At 73.4% G+C, this 14,617-nt stretch carries 12 protein-coding genes and 1 pseudogene; 7 read left to right on the top strand and 6 right to left on the bottom strand.

Annotation, left to right across the window (positions count from 1 at the left end; genetic code table 11):
* From AB0I21_RS19455 to AB0I21_RS19445, 3 genes and pseudogenes are all read left to right on the top strand, one after another.
* A partial coding sequence (locus AB0I21_RS19455; protein ID WP_360562845.1) for a hypothetical protein occupies nt 1-181 on the top strand: 181 nt, incomplete at its 5' end.
* Nucleotides 182-379: 198 nt separating this feature from the next.
* Nucleotides 380-1,057, top strand: a pseudogene (locus AB0I21_RS19450) (FGGY family carbohydrate kinase); the annotation flags it as partial.
* Nucleotides 1,058-1,385: 328 nt separating this feature from the next.
* Nucleotides 1,386-3,026, top strand: a complete 1,641-nt coding sequence (locus AB0I21_RS19445) for a fucose isomerase (protein WP_360562843.1) — start codon at nt 1,386-1,388, stop codon at nt 3,024-3,026.
* Here the strand turns inward: AB0I21_RS19445 and AB0I21_RS19440 are convergent.
* Complete coding sequence (locus AB0I21_RS19440) at nt 3,023-4,018, bottom strand: LacI family DNA-binding transcriptional regulator (RefSeq protein ID WP_360562841.1); 996 nt, start codon at nt 4,016-4,018, stop codon at nt 3,023-3,025. The genes AB0I21_RS19445 and AB0I21_RS19440 overlap by 4 nt on opposite strands.
* 214 nt (nt 4,019-4,232) lie before the next feature.
* On the opposite strand from AB0I21_RS19440, the gene AB0I21_RS19435 reads away from it, so the two are divergent.
* Both AB0I21_RS19435 and AB0I21_RS19430 read left to right on the top strand, forming a co-directional pair.
* Nucleotides 4,233-4,916 (top strand): hypothetical protein, encoded by a 684-nt coding sequence (locus AB0I21_RS19435; RefSeq protein WP_360562839.1) that lies wholly within the window; start codon nt 4,233-4,235, stop codon nt 4,914-4,916.
* A complete protein-coding gene (locus AB0I21_RS19430; protein WP_360562854.1) occupies nt 4,805-5,104 on the top strand; it encodes a hypothetical protein in 300 nt (99 codons plus the stop codon). Before AB0I21_RS19435 ends, AB0I21_RS19430 begins: the two co-directional genes overlap by 112 nt.
* A 61-nt stretch (nt 5,105-5,165) precedes the next feature.
* On the opposite strand, the gene AB0I21_RS19425 is transcribed toward AB0I21_RS19430, so the two are convergent.
* Nucleotides 5,166-5,852 carry a VCBS repeat-containing protein gene (locus AB0I21_RS19425; protein WP_360562838.1) on the bottom strand — a complete coding sequence of 229 codons (687 nt, stop codon included), beginning with the start codon at nt 5,850-5,852 and terminating at the stop codon, nt 5,166-5,168.
* Between the two features lie 224 nt (nt 5,853-6,076).
* Here AB0I21_RS19425 and AB0I21_RS19420 point away from each other — a divergent pair, with 224 nt between their 5' ends.
* The gene (locus AB0I21_RS19420; RefSeq protein ID WP_360562836.1) at nt 6,077-6,811 is read left to right on the top strand and encodes an STAS domain-containing protein; all 735 of its coding nucleotides are present in this window, start codon (nt 6,077-6,079) and stop codon (nt 6,809-6,811) included.
* 17 nt (nt 6,812-6,828) lie between these two features.
* On the opposite strand, the gene AB0I21_RS19415 is transcribed toward AB0I21_RS19420, so the two are convergent.
* The 4 genes from AB0I21_RS19415 to AB0I21_RS19400 form a co-directional block, all read right to left on the bottom strand.
* Nucleotides 6,829-8,730: a CheR family methyltransferase gene (locus tag AB0I21_RS19415; RefSeq protein WP_360562834.1), complete on the bottom strand. Its 1,902-nt coding sequence runs from the start codon at nt 8,728-8,730 to the stop codon at nt 6,829-6,831.
* 84 nt (nt 8,731-8,814) lie between these two features.
* Nucleotides 8,815-9,681 carry a chemotaxis protein CheB gene (locus AB0I21_RS19410; RefSeq protein ID WP_360562832.1) on the bottom strand — a complete coding sequence of 289 codons (867 nt, stop codon included), beginning with the start codon at nt 9,679-9,681 and terminating at the stop codon, nt 8,815-8,817.
* Nucleotides 9,678-10,808 carry a sigma-70 family RNA polymerase sigma factor gene (locus AB0I21_RS19405; protein ID WP_360562830.1) on the bottom strand — a complete coding sequence of 377 codons (1,131 nt, stop codon included), beginning with the start codon at nt 10,806-10,808 and terminating at the stop codon, nt 9,678-9,680. Before AB0I21_RS19405 ends, AB0I21_RS19410 begins: the two co-directional genes overlap by 4 nt.
* A 127-nt stretch (nt 10,809-10,935) precedes the next feature.
* The gene (locus AB0I21_RS19400; RefSeq protein WP_360562828.1) at nt 10,936-11,298 is read right to left on the bottom strand and encodes a hypothetical protein; all 363 of its coding nucleotides are present in this window, start codon (nt 11,296-11,298) and stop codon (nt 10,936-10,938) included.
* 247 nt (nt 11,299-11,545) lie between these two features.
* Here AB0I21_RS19400 and AB0I21_RS19395 point away from each other — a divergent pair, with 247 nt between their 5' ends.
* Nucleotides 11,546-14,599 carry an amino acid adenylation domain-containing protein gene (locus tag AB0I21_RS19395; protein ID WP_360562826.1) on the top strand — a complete coding sequence of 1,018 codons (3,054 nt, stop codon included), beginning with the start codon at nt 11,546-11,548 and terminating at the stop codon, nt 14,597-14,599.
* Nucleotides 14,600-14,617: the final 18 nt, after the last annotated feature.

The raw sequence follows: 14,617 nt of genomic DNA, 5'->3' as shown, positions 1-14,617 counted from the left end.
GGGGGGGGCACGTCGGACCGGCCGGAAACCGTCGCGGCGGGCTGGCCGGCTCGTCGTGAACATCGACCTGGACAGCGTGTGGCTCGACGCGGCGACCTTCGCCAGCACCCGCACCGGGCCCGCCGCGCGCCGCTTGACCAGGACGGACAGGGCGCCCGGGATGCCGCGCGCAGGCGCGTGAGGCTGCCGCGCGCAGCGCTGGCAGTGCGAGCGCAGCGAGCATTGGGGTGCGGGTGAGAATCCCCGCCGGGACCCGCCGCGCAAGCGGTGGGGCGGAAGGACAGCGGTCGGGTGAGCATCCCCGCCGGGACCCGCCGCGACAGCGGTGGGGCGGAAGTGCAGCATTGACGGGGAAATCGATTTCTGACATCTTGTTGCCATGTCGGGCAGCGGGATGGTTATCGGCATCGATGTGGGGACGTCGAGTACCAAGGGGGTGCTCGTCGCCGGGGACGGTGCGATCATCGCGACCGCGGTGCGCGGGCACGACGTACAGACGCCGCGGCCCGGGCATGTGGAGATGGACGCGGAGCTGTGGTGGGGCGAGGCCGTCTCGATCGTCCGGGAGCTGCTGGCGGCGCACCCGGGTGAGGTGACGGCCGTCGGGGTGAGCGGGATGGGGCCGTGCGTCGTCCTGACGGGCGACGCCGGCCTCCCGTTGCGGCCCGGCATCCTGTACGGCGTCGACACCCGGGCAATCGCCCAGATCGCGCGGCTGACGGCGGAGCTCGGCGGGGCGGACGTGATCCGGGAGCGGACCGGGTCGGCGCTGTCGACGCAGAGCGTCGGGCCGAAGCTGGCCTGGGTCGCCGAGCACGAGCCGGAGGTGTGGCGGGCCGCGCGGCGGCTGTTCATGCCGGCCAGCTGGCTCGGGTGGCGGCTCACCGGGGCGTACTACCTGGACCAGCACTCGGCCAGCCAGTGCACGCCGATGTACGACGCCACGGCGCAGACCTGGCACGAGCCGTGGGCGGCGGACCTGGCCGGGGGCGTCGCGCTGCCGCCGCTGGTCTGGCCCGGCGACGTCATCGGCGGCGTCACCCCGGCGGCCGCCGCCGAGACCGGGCTGCGGCAGGGCACGCCGGTCGTGGCGGGGACGATCGACGCCTGGTCGGAGGCGGTCAGCGTCGGCGCGCAGCGGCTCGGCGACCTGATGCTGATGTACGGCACGACGATGTTCCTGGTGCACACCACCGACGTGCGGAACACGTCGCCGGTGCTGTGGGGGACCACGGGGGCGTTCCCCGGCACGCGCAACCTCGCCGCCGGCATGGCGACGTCCGGTGCGATCACGAGCGCTACCAGCTGTACCTCGACCTGTACCCGGCCACCGCCGGCATCAGCCACCGCCTGGCAGCCGGCACCGAGTCAACCGGAGGAACCCCATGACCAGTCCGTACCAGCTCCCGGTCCCGTTGGAGCGTCCGGCCGCCGAGCCGGTCACCGCGTACCTGGTGACGAGCGGCGACCTGCGGCCCAGCGCCAACCTGCGGTGCTGGCCGACGCAGCAGCGGCTGGAGGCCGACGTGACCGCGGCCCTGGCGCGGCTCGGCTGGCAGGCGCGACGGGCGCACGAGTTCGACGAGGTCAAGGGGCACGGCTTCATCGACAGCCAGCGCATGGGGATCGAGGTGTTCAAGCACGTCCCGCGCGACGCGCCGCTCATCGTGGTGGAGGCCGTCTGGCAGTACAGCCACCACGTGCTCGCCGGCCTGCGCACCCATCAGGGCCCGATCCTGGTGGTGGCGAACTGGTCCGGCGCGTTCCCCGGGCTGGTCGGCCTGCTCAACCTGACCGCCAGCCTCACCAAGGCCGGCGTGGCGCACTCGGCGCTGTGGAGCGAGGACTTCACCGACGACTGGGCCGTCGACGGGCTGCGCGAGTGGCTGGAGACCGGCACCGTGGCGCACGACCTGTCGCACGTCCGGGACCTGCCGGCGCTCGACCAGGAGGCACCGGAGGTCGTCCTGGGAACCGCGCTCGCCGAGCAGCTGCGCGACGAGAAGGCGATCATCGGCGTCTTCGACGAGGGCTGCATGGGCATGTACAACGCGATCTTCGACGACGAGCTGCTCAACCCGCTCGGCATCTACAAGGAGCGGCTGTCGCAGAGCGCGCTCGTCGCGGAGATGCTGAAGGTCACCGATGCGGAGGCGGCCGCGGTCACATCGTGGCTGGACGACCGCGGGTTCACGTTCCACTTCGGCACCGACGAGGCCACCGAGCTGACCGAGGCGCAGGTGCTCAGCCAGTGCAGGATGTACGTCGCGGCGCTGCGGATCAGCGACGACTTCGGCCTCGACGCGGTCGGGATCCAGTACCAGCAGGGGCTCAAGGACGTGGTGCCGGCCAGCGACCTGGCCGAGGGCCTGCTCAACAACGTGGAGCGCCCGCCGGTGCGCAGCCGCGACGGCGCCAGGGAGCTGTACGCGGGCGCGCCCCTGCCGCACTTCAACGAGGTCGACGAGGGGGTCGCCGTCGACGCGCTGCTGACGAACCGGCTGTGGAACGCGATGGGCTTCGACCCGGCGACCACCCTGCACGACATCCGCTGGGGCGAGCAGTACGAGGGCGAGTTCGTCTGGGTCTTCGAGATCTCCGGCTCGGTCCCCGCCTCGCACAACGGCGGCTACGACAAGAGCTACAGCATGCGCCAGCCGCCGATGTTCTTCCCGCTCGGCGGCGGCACGCTCAGTGGCGTGTCGAAGCCGGGCGAGATCGTGTGGTCGCGGGTGTTCATCATGGACGGCGTGCTGCACGCCGACCTGGGCCGGGCGAGCGTGCGGGAGCTGCCGGCGCAGGAGACCCGGCGCCGGCTGGACGCCACCGACCGGCAGTGGCCGATCATGCACGCGGTGCTGCACGGGGTGGACCGGGACCAGCTCATGGCCCGGCACAAGGCCAACCACGTGCAGGTCGCCTACGCCCCGGACGCCGCCGCGGCCGACCGGGCCCTGCTGGCGAAGGCGGCCATGCTGCACGGGCTCGGCGTCGTCGTGCACCTGTGCGGGGACGTCAAGCTCTAGGGCTTGAGGCTGCTCTCGCGCACCTTCAGCGTCGTCTGGAGGGTGACGGTCGAGGCGGGCCGGTCCGGTTCGGTGATCCGCTCCGCGAGGAGCATCGCCGCGGTCCGGCCCAGCTCGTACGTCGGCTGCGAGACCGTCGACAGCGACGGTCGCACCAGGTGCGCCCACGGGATGTCGTCGAAGCCGATGACGCCCATGCCGGCGGGGACGGCGATGCCGCGGTCGACGACGCACTCGACCGCGCCGACGGTCATGAGATTGTTGGCGGCGAACACCGCGTCCGGCGGGTCGCCGGCGTCCAGCAGCGACGCCATCGCGGCGTAGCCGCCCTCCTCGCGGTAGTCGGAGTAGCGCACCAGCGCCGCCGAGGTCGCGAAGCCCCGCTCGCGCAGCGCCTGCTGGTAGCCGCGCAGCCGCTGCGCGGCCGTGGACACCTTCCGCGGGCCGGTGATGCAGGCGATGCGGCGGTAGCCGCGTTCGAGCAGGTGCGCGGTGGCCATGTGGGCGCCGTGCTCGTTGTCGACCAGGACGCTGTCGACGTTGGCCCCGCTGATCTGGCGGTCGATGGCGACGACCGGCGTGCCCGCCTCGATCAGCCGGTTCACGTTCGCGGCGTGCCCGGAGCTGGAGATGATCACCCCGGCCATCTGGTCCTGCAGGGCGGCGGTGACGTACTGCGCCTCCTTCGCCGGGTCCTCGTCGCTGTTGCACAGCACGACCGAGTAGCCGGCCCGCTGGGCGACGTCCTCGACGCCGCGGACCATCGCGGTGAAGAACGGGTTGCCGACGTCGGAGATGATCACCGTCCACAGCGTGGTGCGGCTGCGGCGCAGGTTGCGGGCCACCGAGTTGGGCCGGTAGTTGAGCTCGCGCACCGCGTCCTGCACGCGCACGACCATGTCGGGGTCGACGCTGGCCCGCCCGTTGAGCACGCGGGAGACGGTGGCGGGGGAGACCTGCGCCCGTTGTGCGACGTCGTAGATGGTCGCCATGACCCCATCCTTCCAGGCCGGATCTCAAGACGTCCGCGGCTCCCCAGGAGCGCAATGATGCCACGCGCGCCGTTGACACCCGCGCGCCAGCGCCGTCACGGTGCGGGAAATCGATTTCTCGCACAACCGCGGGCCGAAACCTTCCTACATATTGACGGACCTGGATGTTGGTCGCCTACTTGCGGGTAATCGATTTCCCTGAAGGGACACCATCATGCGCGTCCTGCGAAGAGCCGCCGTCGCCGTCCTGCTGATCCCGCTCCTCACCGTCCTCGGCACAGTGGTCCAAGGCGCCACCGCGACCCCCGCCGCCGCAGCGGTCCCCGACGACAAGGGCCCGGTCGGCTGGGAGACCTACCGCCGCCTCGACCGGCTGCTCACCCTGTCCGCCGGCACCAGGACGAAGCAGTTCTCCAGCTTCGGCCGCGACGGCTCCAACGACGACGGGTTCGGCGGCACCTACTCCTGCCTGCGCATCGACGGCGGCTGCGTGCTCGCCGAGGACCGCGGCCCGGGGGAGATCCAGTCGATCTGGTTCACCCGCGACGAGGGCGACGTCAGCGCCACCGGCTGGATCCGCATCGAGCTCGACGGCGTCACCGTCGTCGACACCGGCCTGCAGAACCTCGTCAACGGCAACCTCGGCGCGCCGTTCAGCTGGCCCCTCGTCACCAACGCCGACCAGACCTCCGGCGGCGTCACGGTCAAGGTGCCGATGCCGTACCGCAGCAGCATGCCCGGCTCTCGGGCGTCCCGGTCACCCGGGTCAAGGTCGCCGTGTTCGCCATCGCCGGGCTCCTCGCGGCGGTGGCCGGGATCGTCCACGCGGGCCAGCTCAACCAGGGCAGCCCCAACGACGGTGCCGGGTACGAGCTGGACGCCATCGCCGCGGTGGTGATCGGCGGCACCAGCCTGTCCGGGGGCTCCGGCTCGATGGGCGGGACCCTGGCCGGCGCGCTCCTGCTCGGCATCCTCAACAACATCCTCGCGCTCAACAACATCGGCGCCAACGTCCAGCTGCTCATCAAGGGCCTGGTCATCGTGGCCGCCGCCGGCCTGCAGAAGCTGCACCGCAGCGTCGTCTGACACCCCACCCCCATCCACCAGGAGCGATCAATGCGTACCCGTACCAGCACGCTCGCCCTGCTCACCGCCGGCGCGCTGCTCGCCACCTCCGCGTGCAGCGTGGAGACCCGGTCGAGATGCCGACGTACACGTCGTTGGTGGCGCCCTTGGTGAACACGACGATGTCGTCCTTCCCGTCGCCGTTGGCGTCCGCGAGGTACGGGAACTCACCGGCGAGACAGAAGAAGTCGTTCCACTTCACGGTCGTGCCGGCGAAGCCCGTGCCGGTGGAGACCGCGGCGTAGACGTCGGCGTCGGCGTCGCAGGTGAACGTGACGATGTCGGCCTTGCCGTCGCCGTTGATGTCGCCGACCCGGGGCAGCTCGGCGCCGACCGCGAACAGGTCGTGCCACTGCTGTGCGGCCCCGAACGACGTGCCGGTGGACAGGGCCACGATGACGTCGGCGGCGCTCGCCGGGCCCTGGGCGAAGGTGATGATGTCGGCCTTGCCGTCGCCGTTGACGTCGCCGACCGCGCCGATCTCCGCGCCGGGCGCGAACCAGTCGTGCCACTTCTGCGCGGCACCGAACGACGTGCCGGTGGACAGCGCCACGTACACGTCGCCGGTGTTGCTGTGCGCGAACGTGACGATGTCGTCCTTCCCGTCGCCGTTCACGTCGCCGGTCGAGGCGGTCTCGCCGCCGATGGAGAAGAAGTCGTGCCACTTCACCGACGTGCCCGCGAACGCGCTGCCGGTGGAGGGCGCCACGTAGACGTCGGCGCTCGCGTTCTGGGTGAACGCCAGGATGCCGTCGCGGCCGTCGCCGTTGACGTCGGTCCGCGAACCGGCGGCGATGGACGCGGTGCGGGCCGCCTCGGCGAGCAGCGTGCGCGCCTTGGCGGCGACCTGGTCGTCACTGTGCGGTGGGCAGAGATTGACGCCCCTGGCCGGCCCCGCGCGCGGCGGGGCCGGTCCGGGGCTACAGTCGACCCGTGCCGGCCGACCTCCTCGTCTGCGACCTGGAGCACAGGCCGCCGCTGGCCTACGTGACCGCGCGGGGCACGCTGGACCCGCTCACCGCGGCCGTGCTCCGGCAGGCCGTGCTCAAGGCGCTGGCCGGGGAGCCGGCCGCGGTGCTCGTCGACCTCGCCGGGGTGACGGTCGCCGACCCGGTCGCGCTGACGGTGTTCCTCTCGCTGTCGCGGGCGGCGGCCGCCTGGCCCGGCGCGCAGATCGTCATCCACTCGGCCGCGCCCGCCGTCGCCCGTGACCTCGACAGCTTCGCGATCGTCCGGCACACGGCGGTCGCCGCGGGCCTGGCGGAGGCGGAGGCGCTGGCGGCCCGGCAGGAGGGGGCCGTGCAGGTCGGGTGGGACGTCCATGGCCTGGTCGGGGGCCTGGCCGGGGGCCTTGCCCAGTCCCGCGACGTGGTGCGGGCCTTCTGCCGGCGGCACGGCCGCGAGGCGCTCACCGGCCCCGCCGAGCTGGTGATCACCGAGCTGGTCGTCAACGCGTTCCGGCACGGGGCCGCGCCGGTCACCGCCTGGGTGTCGACCCGCGGGCGGTACCTGCACCTGGCGGTCCGCGACCGGGCGCCCTCGCTGCCCCGCCTGTCCGCCCCGGCCGGCAGCGTCGGCGGCCTCATGATCGTCGAGGCGCTGACGGTGGCCTGGGGCGCCACCCGCACCGCGGATGGCAAGACCGTCTGGTGCACCCTGCGCCCCTGAGGGGCGGGACCGGGGGGTTAGTGCCCGGTCTGGTGCTCGTCGACGGCGGCGGCCGGGTCCGGCTGGGTGGGGTCCTCGGTGGGGGTCACCGGGTCCATGACGAGGATGGCGCCGGCGGCGGTGTCGTTGCCGTCGACCAGCAGGTTCGCGGCGATGCGCAGCGAGGTCGGGCGGCCGCGCCGGTTGATGGCGCTCAGCGTCAGGTGGTCCTGGGCCGGGCCGGGGCCGAGGACCGAGCGGATCAGCGGCCGGAGCTGGTCGGTGGGCAGGCCGATGTCGAGGTTGAGGAAGTGCTGGCCGACGGCCTCCTCGGCGCGGATGCCCCACAGGTCGTCCATGCGCCGGTTCCAGACCATGACGCGCAGCTCCGGGTCGAGCACGACGACCCCGGAGCGCAGGCTGCTGAGGATCGCCTGGAGGAAGACGTTCGACTCGTGCACCTCCCCGGTGCGGTCCTGCAGCTCCTCGTTGATGGCCTGCAGCTCGTCGTTCGTGGACTGCAGCTCCTCGTTCATCGTCTCCAGCTCCTCGTTCGTGGACTGGAGCTCCTCGTTGGTGGTCTCCAGCTCCTCGACCGTGGACTGCAGCTCCTCGTTGGTGGTCTCCAGCTCCTCGTTGGTGGACTGCAGCTCCTCGTACGCCGCCTCCAGCTGCTGGTTCGAGTGCTCCAGCTCCTGCTGCAGGCGCCGCGCCGTGGTGATGTCCTGGAAGACGATCGCCGCGCCGAGCAGCTCGCCGGAGCCGTCGGTGAGCGGGTGGATCTGCACGTCGAGGTGGAGCTTCTCACCCTGGCCGGTGGTGTACTGCACGTCGGCGACCCGGACGACCCGGCGGTCGGTCTTGGCCTTCTCGATGTGCCCGCGCAGCTCCACCGGCCGGTAGGAGAGGTCCAGGTCGCGGAACGGCCGGCCGCAGTCCGCGGACGACAGCCCGAACAGCGTCTCCGCCTGATGGTTGACGAGCGCGACCACCCCCGTGGCGGTGATCACGATCTGCGCGACCGGGCCGGCCGTGAACGCCTCGTGCCGCAGCCGGTCCAGGCCGGTGAGCCGCGAGGCGTCGAGCGCCGGCGCCGGGACGGCCAGGACCGGGTCGCCGAGGAACGCCGGGCGGGCGGCCCGGCGGAACACGCGCCGCTTCAGGTCGACCGGCGCGAACAGGCTGGCGTGGCTCAGCAGCATCTCCGCCTTGCCGAGGAACAGCAGCCCGGCCGGCGCCAGCGCGAAGTGGAACCTGGTGAGGATCCGCGCCTGCGTCTCGGCGTTGAAGTACATCAGGGTGTTGCGGCAGACGAGCAGGTCGATGCGGGAGATCGGCGCGTCCTGGACCAGGTCGTTGCGGCCGAAGATGACCGACCGGCGGAGGTCCTTGCGGAAGGTGTACCGGTTGCCGGCGACGTCGAAGTAGCGCTCCAGCATCCCGTCGGGCAGGGCCTGCACGTCACGCTCGTTGTAGACGGCCTGCCGGGCCTGGGTGAGGCCCTCCTCGTCGACGTCCGTCGCGTAGATCTTGACCCGGCGCCGGAACTCGTCGGGGCCGAGCACCTCGCAGAGCAGCATCGCCAGGGTGTACGCCTCCTCGCCGGACGCGCACCCGGCGCTCCAGATCCGCAGCGGCGCGTCCGGCTTCGACTCGGCCAGCATCCGCGGGATCAGCTCGGTGCGCAGGTAGTCCCACGGCTCCGAGTCACGGAAGAAGCTCGTGACGTTGATGAGGATCGTGTTGAACAGCGTCGTGAACTCGTCGGGGTGGACCTGGAGCTGGTCGAGGTACTCGCTGTAGCCGTGCATGCCGAGCTGCGCGATCCGCCGGTTGACCCGGCGCATCAGGCTGGAGCGCTTGTACCCCGTGAAGTCGAAGCCCCGTGCCTCTTTGAGGTACGTCAGCAGCGCCTCGAAGGCGTAGTCCGGCCCGGTCATCGTCGCCCTTCCGCAACACCCGTCACCGACGAACCGTACCGCCCGGGACCGGCGCCGACACGGCCGCCACGGGGGTGCGTCGCGCTACGGCCCGGCGGCGCCGATCCGGATGATCAACTCGCGGATCACCGCGCCGGCGCGGGACGCCTCGGCGCCCGCCCTCCGGTAGCGGTCGGCGGTCGTGGCGCTGCCGCGGTCCAGCGCCGTGGCCGACATGCGCTCGCTCAGCTCGGCCTTCTCCTCGAGGCTGCGCACCGCCACCCGGAGCGCGTCCGCCACCCCCGCCGGCAGGTCCGGCAGGCCGGGCACCGATCGCGGCGGCTCGGTGGGCGACGGGTGCGGCGGGTCCGGACGCGTGACGTCGGCGCCGGCGACGGCCGCGGCGAAGGCCGCCAGCGCGGGGGCGAGGCGGGCCACCGGCAGGACGTGGCAGCCGGAGACGCGCTCGGCCGCGTTGCGGGGCATCCGCGGGAACAGCGCCTCCTGCGGTGCCTGCGCGAACGCCGCACCGCCACGAGCCACGACCGCCCGCAGCCCGCTGGTGCCGTCGTCGCCGCTGCCGGACAGCACCACCCCGGCGACCAGCGCCCCCCAGTGCCGTGCCGCCGACCGGAACAGCGGGTCGATCGCCGGCCGGTGCCCGTGCTCCTGCGGATCCGGCGACAGCCGGACGTGGTCGCCGTCGAGCAGCAGGTGCCGGTCGGCGGGTGCCACGTACACGTGACCGGCCAGCAGCGGCGCGCCGTCGGCCGGATGGCTGGCGGGCAGGGCGCCGGCCCGCGACAGGATCCGTGGCAGGGCGCTGACCATGGTCGGCGGGATGTGCAGGGTCACGCAGACCGCGGCGGGCAGGTCGGCGGGCAGGCCGGCGATCAGCGTCCGCAGCGCCTCGACGCCGCCCGCGGACGCGCCGACCACGACGACGGCCCTCGGGGCGGCCACCGTGCTCATTCCGTCAGCCGTCGGCGCAGCAGGTCGAGCGTCTGCTGCAGCAGCCGCGAGACGTGCATCTGCGACAGGCCGAGCTCGCGGGCGATCTCCGCCTGGGTGAGGTTGCCGTAGAAGCGCAGGCTGATGATCCGCCGGGTGCGCTCCGGCAGCTCGGCCATGACGACCGCGATCGAGCTGCGGTACTCCACCAGGCCGAACGCCGGGTCGTCGCCGCCGAGGGCGTCGATCAGCGTCGCGTTGTCGAAGTCGGACCCGGGGCCCGGCGCGTTCAGCGACAGCGGCCGGTCCGCGAACGCCGCGCCGAGCATCTCCACGACCTCCTCCTCGCCGACGCCCAGGTCCGCGGCGACGTCGGCAGCCGTCGGCGAGCGGCCGAGCCGCTGGGTGAGGTCGTCGCGGGCGAGTCCCGCGGCGAGGCGCAGCTCCTGCAGCCGGCGCGGCATCCTGATGCCCGGGGTCTGGTCGCGGAAGAACCGCTTGAGGTCGCCGACGATGGTCGGTGTCGCGTATGCGCCGAACTCCACCCCGCGGGACGCGTCGAAGCCGTCGACGGCCTTGACCAGCGCCAGCGACGCGGTCTGCGTGAGCTCGTCGAGGTGCTCCCCGGCGCCGGCGTAGCGCCGCGCCAGCCGGTGCGCGGCGGGCAGGCACAGCTCGATGATCGATTCGCGGGCCCGGCCGCGGTCGGGCCCGCCGGCCGGCATCGCGTGCAGCCGGTCGAGCAGGCCGGTCACCTCGATGGGCCACTGGTCGGGGCCGGGGCGCAGGCTGCCGAGGTCGACGACGCGCCGGTCGGCCCGCTCGGGCCGGCAGACCCGGTCGTACGCCCCGAACTGCTTCGCGACGCCGGTGATCTCCAGCGCGGTCAACGCGGCGCCGGTCGCGCCCACCAGCCGCAGCTCGCCGCCGAGCTGCCCGGCGCGCTCGCGCAGCCACAGCAGGTTCCTGATCGAGGCGGCGTCGATGACCCGCAGCCGGGAGGCGTCGAGGACGATCCGGCACCGTCCGGCGTCGAACAGCTCGAACAGCACCTGCCGCACGTACGGCACGGTCGCGTAGTCGACCGAGCCGGCGACCTCCACGAGGTCCTCGTCGCGCTGGGATGACACCGTGATCGTCAGGTCCATCTGACTCCTGTGGCGGCACGCGGGGGCGGTCGCGCCGCGCGCCCCCTCAAGTCTCCCTCTCGCCGGGGCGCTTGAAGAGGTGATACCCGCGGATGGTCGCCGAATCGCAGCAATCACCCCGAGTCGATCACGCCTGGGTCGGTGACCGCCGGTCCTGCCCGGGCGGTGGAGAGGCGTTCTCGCCGGCGGGTGGGACGCGGGTGGCCGCCCCGGCCAGGAAGGAGCCCTGCGCGCGGGCGAGGCGGGGGGCCACCTGCTCGAAGAGCTCCAGCAGCCGGGCCCGGGCCGCCGCGACCTCCTGCTGCCGCTCCCGCAGCATCGCGGAGGCCAGCCGGGCCTGCCTGGCGGCCGCCCGGCTCGCCTCCGCGGCGACCCGCGCGCTCGCCCGGGCCGCCGGCCCGCTCAGCCGTGGCCGCTCCGTGTGCGGCTGGGTCCGCGGCGCCGCCGCGGGAGAGCTGTCTGGTCGATCGACAGATCGGTACACGGACATGAAGCGCAATCCTCGGAGCTCAAAGCCGACCCACTCGGCCCGTGCACGGAATGGGCGCTGTCGCGCCCGCGGCTCATGTCCGAACCGGCGCTCATCGTACCGCCGCGCGACGATGCGGGCCCGCCCGGCGCGAACCGGCATCGACGGGCTCATCGCCGTCGATTCACTAGGTTAATCGTAAGGATTGTTGACAGTTTACGTATCGACTCGTACCTTACCGATGGTCACGCCGACGAGAGGGGGACTCGTGTCGGGAGCTTTGTCTTTTGGGCAGGAACGGCTCTGGTTCCTGGACCAGCTCGACCCAGGTGACGCCTCCTACAACATCCCGCTGGTGCTGCGGCTCGCCGGTGAGCTCGACCCGGCCGGGCTGCGCGCCGCGCTGGACGGCCTGGCCCAGCGGCACGAGACGCTGCGCACCAGGTTCCCGGCCGTCGACGGCCGCCCGTTCGCGACGGCCGGCCCGGCCCCCGTCCTGGACGAGGTCGCCTGCGCCGAGGAGGACCTCGCCGCGCTGCTCGCCGAGCGCAGCAACGCCCCGTTCGACCTCGCCGAGGGCCCGCTGTTGCGTGCCACGCTGGTCACTGTCGGTGACGAGCACGTGCTCAGTCTCGTCGTGCACCACATCGTCGCCGACGGCTGGTCGCTCAACGTGCTGCGCGACGAGCTCGCCCGCCGCTACGCCGGCACCTTCGACGAGCCGCCGCTGCCCACCACGTACGCCGCCTACGCGCGGGCCCAGCGCGCCGCCGGCGCCGAGCAGGACACCACGTTCTGGCGCGAGCAGCTCGCCGGCGCCGCCGTGCTGGAACTGCAGCCCGACCTGCGGCGGCCCACCTCGAAGACGTCCGACGGCGCCTTCCACACCCGCCGGGTCCCGGGCGCCGCGGCGCTGGACGCCTTCGCCCGCGAGCAGCGGGTCAGCTCGTTCATGGTGCTGCTCGCCGCCTACCAGCTGCTGCTCCAGCGGCACACCGGGCAGGACGACGTCAGCGTCGGCGTGCCGGTCGCCGGCCGCAACGACCCCGACCTGGAGCCGCTCGTCGGCTACTTCTCCAACACCCTCGTCATGCGCGCCGACCTCAGCGGCGGCGGCACGTTCCGGGACCTGCTGAAGGCCACCCGCCGGACCGCGCTCGGCGCGTTCTCGCACCAGGACATGCCGTTCGAGCGGCTCCTCGACGAGCTGCGGGTCGAGCGGGACCTGTCGCGCAACCCGCTGTTCCAGACCCTGCTCACCGTGCACAGCCAGGACGGCGACCGGCACGGCGGGCCGCACCCGTTCGGCCCGCTGACCGCGGTGGAGATCGACGGCGGTCACGCGCAGACGAAGGTCGACGTGATGCTCGACGTCTGGCGCTCCGGCGACGAGCTCGTCTGCGTCTTCGGCTACCGCAGCGACCTGTTCCGCCCCGGGACGGTCGCCGCCCTCGCCGAGCGCTTCGAGGTGCTGCTGCGCGCCGCGGTCGCCGCCCCCGACACCCCGGTCCGTGACCTGCCCGTCCTCACCGAGGCCGACGAGGCGTTCCTGAGCTCCGCGGTCTTCGCCGGTACGGCCGGCGCCCCGCCGACCGGCACCGTCCTGGACGGGGTCGCGTCCCGGGCGGCCGGGCACCCGGACAAGGCCGCCCTCGACGGCATGACCTACGCGCAGCTCTGGGACGCGTCGGGCCGCCTGGCGGGCGCCCTGCGGGAGGCGGGCGCGCCCGGGATCGTCGGCGTCTGCCTGCCCCGCGGCCCCGAGGCCGTCGTCGCGATGCTCGCCGCCTGGCGGGCCGGCGCCGCCTACCTGCCGCTCGACCCGTCGTACCCGCCGGCCCGCCTCGCCTTCATGGTCGCCGACAGCGGCGCGGGCGTCGTCGTGACCGGCGGGCAGCACTTCGACGGCGTCCGGACGATCCCGGTGACGGCGACCGGCGCCGCCGCGCCCGTGGACCCGGACCCCGAGGACGCCGCCTACGTCATCTACACCTCCGGCTCCACCGGCACCCCGAAGGGGGTCCTGGTCCCGCACCGGGCCCTGGCCGCCCGCGCCGCCTGGATGCGCGACGGCTACGGCATCACCGCCGCCGACACCGTCGCCCAGTTCGCGGCGCTGAGCTTCGACACGCACGCCGAGGAGCTGTGGCCGGCGCTGACCGCCGGCGGCACCGTGGTCTTCGCCGACGCCGACCTGCCCGACTTCCTCGCGTCCCCGGCCGGGGCGGGCGTCACCGTCCTGGACCTGCCGACGCCGTACTGGCACCGCCTGGTCGACGACCTCGGCGGCGTGCCGTGGCCGGCCGGGCTGCGCCTGGTCATCCTCGGCGCCGACCAGGTCGAGGCGGCCGCCGTCGCCCGGTGGACCGCGGCCTTCGGCGACCGGGTCCGCCTCGTCAACTCCTACGGCCCCACCGAGACGACCATCATCGCCACCGCCGCCGACCTCACCGGCGACCGGTCCGGCGAACGGCCGCCGATCGGCCGTCCACTGTGGAACACCACCCTCGCCGTCACCGACCGGCACGGCCGCCGGGTGCCGCCCGGCGTCCCCGGGGAGCTGCGCATCGGCGGCGCCGGCCTCGCCCACGGCTACCTCGGCCGGCCCGGCCGCACCGCCGAGGCGTTCGAACCCGACCCCGACGGCCCGCCCGGCGCCCGACGGTACCGCAGCGGCGACCGCGTCCGGTGGCGCCCCGACGGGCAGCTGGAGTTCCTCGGCCGGCTCGACGAGCAGGTCAAGGTCCGCGGCTACCGCATCGAACCCGGCGAGGTCACCGCCGCCCTCCTGGCGCTGCCGGACGTCGGCCAGGCCGCCGTCATCGCCCGCACCGACGCCCTCATCGGCTACGTGACACCGGCATCACTGGACCCTTCGGCCGTGCGGCAAGCGCTTGCCGCGACGCTGCCGGCGCACCTCGTGCCGACGGCGGTCGTGCCGCTGGAAGCCCTGCCGCTGACCGTCAACGGCAAGCTCGACAAGGCCGCCCTCCCGGATCCCGAGGTCCGCTCGTCGGCCGGCTACGTCGCGCCCCGCACCGACGCCGAGGACCTCGTCGCCGGGGTCTGGGCCGAAGTCCTCGGCGTGGAGAAGGTCGGCGCGCACGACGACTTCTTCGACCTCGGCGGCCACTCGCTGCTCGCCACCCGCATGGTCGCCCGGGTCCGCGCCGCCGTCGACCTGAGCGTCCCGATCCGCACGTTGTTCACCCACCGCACCGTCGCCGGGTTCGCCCAGGCCGTCGAGGCGCTGCTCATCGCCGAGATCGAGGCGATGGACGAAGAGACTGCACGGCACATGCTCACGGGGGAGCAGTTATGACCAGCCCGGAGCGAAGCG

Source organism: Dactylosporangium sp. NPDC050588, assembly GCF_040654975.1.
Taxonomy (GTDB): domain Bacteria; phylum Actinomycetota; class Actinomycetes; order Mycobacteriales; family Micromonosporaceae; genus Dactylosporangium; species Dactylosporangium maewongense.
This window is presented reverse-complemented; position numbering and strand designations above follow the sequence as displayed.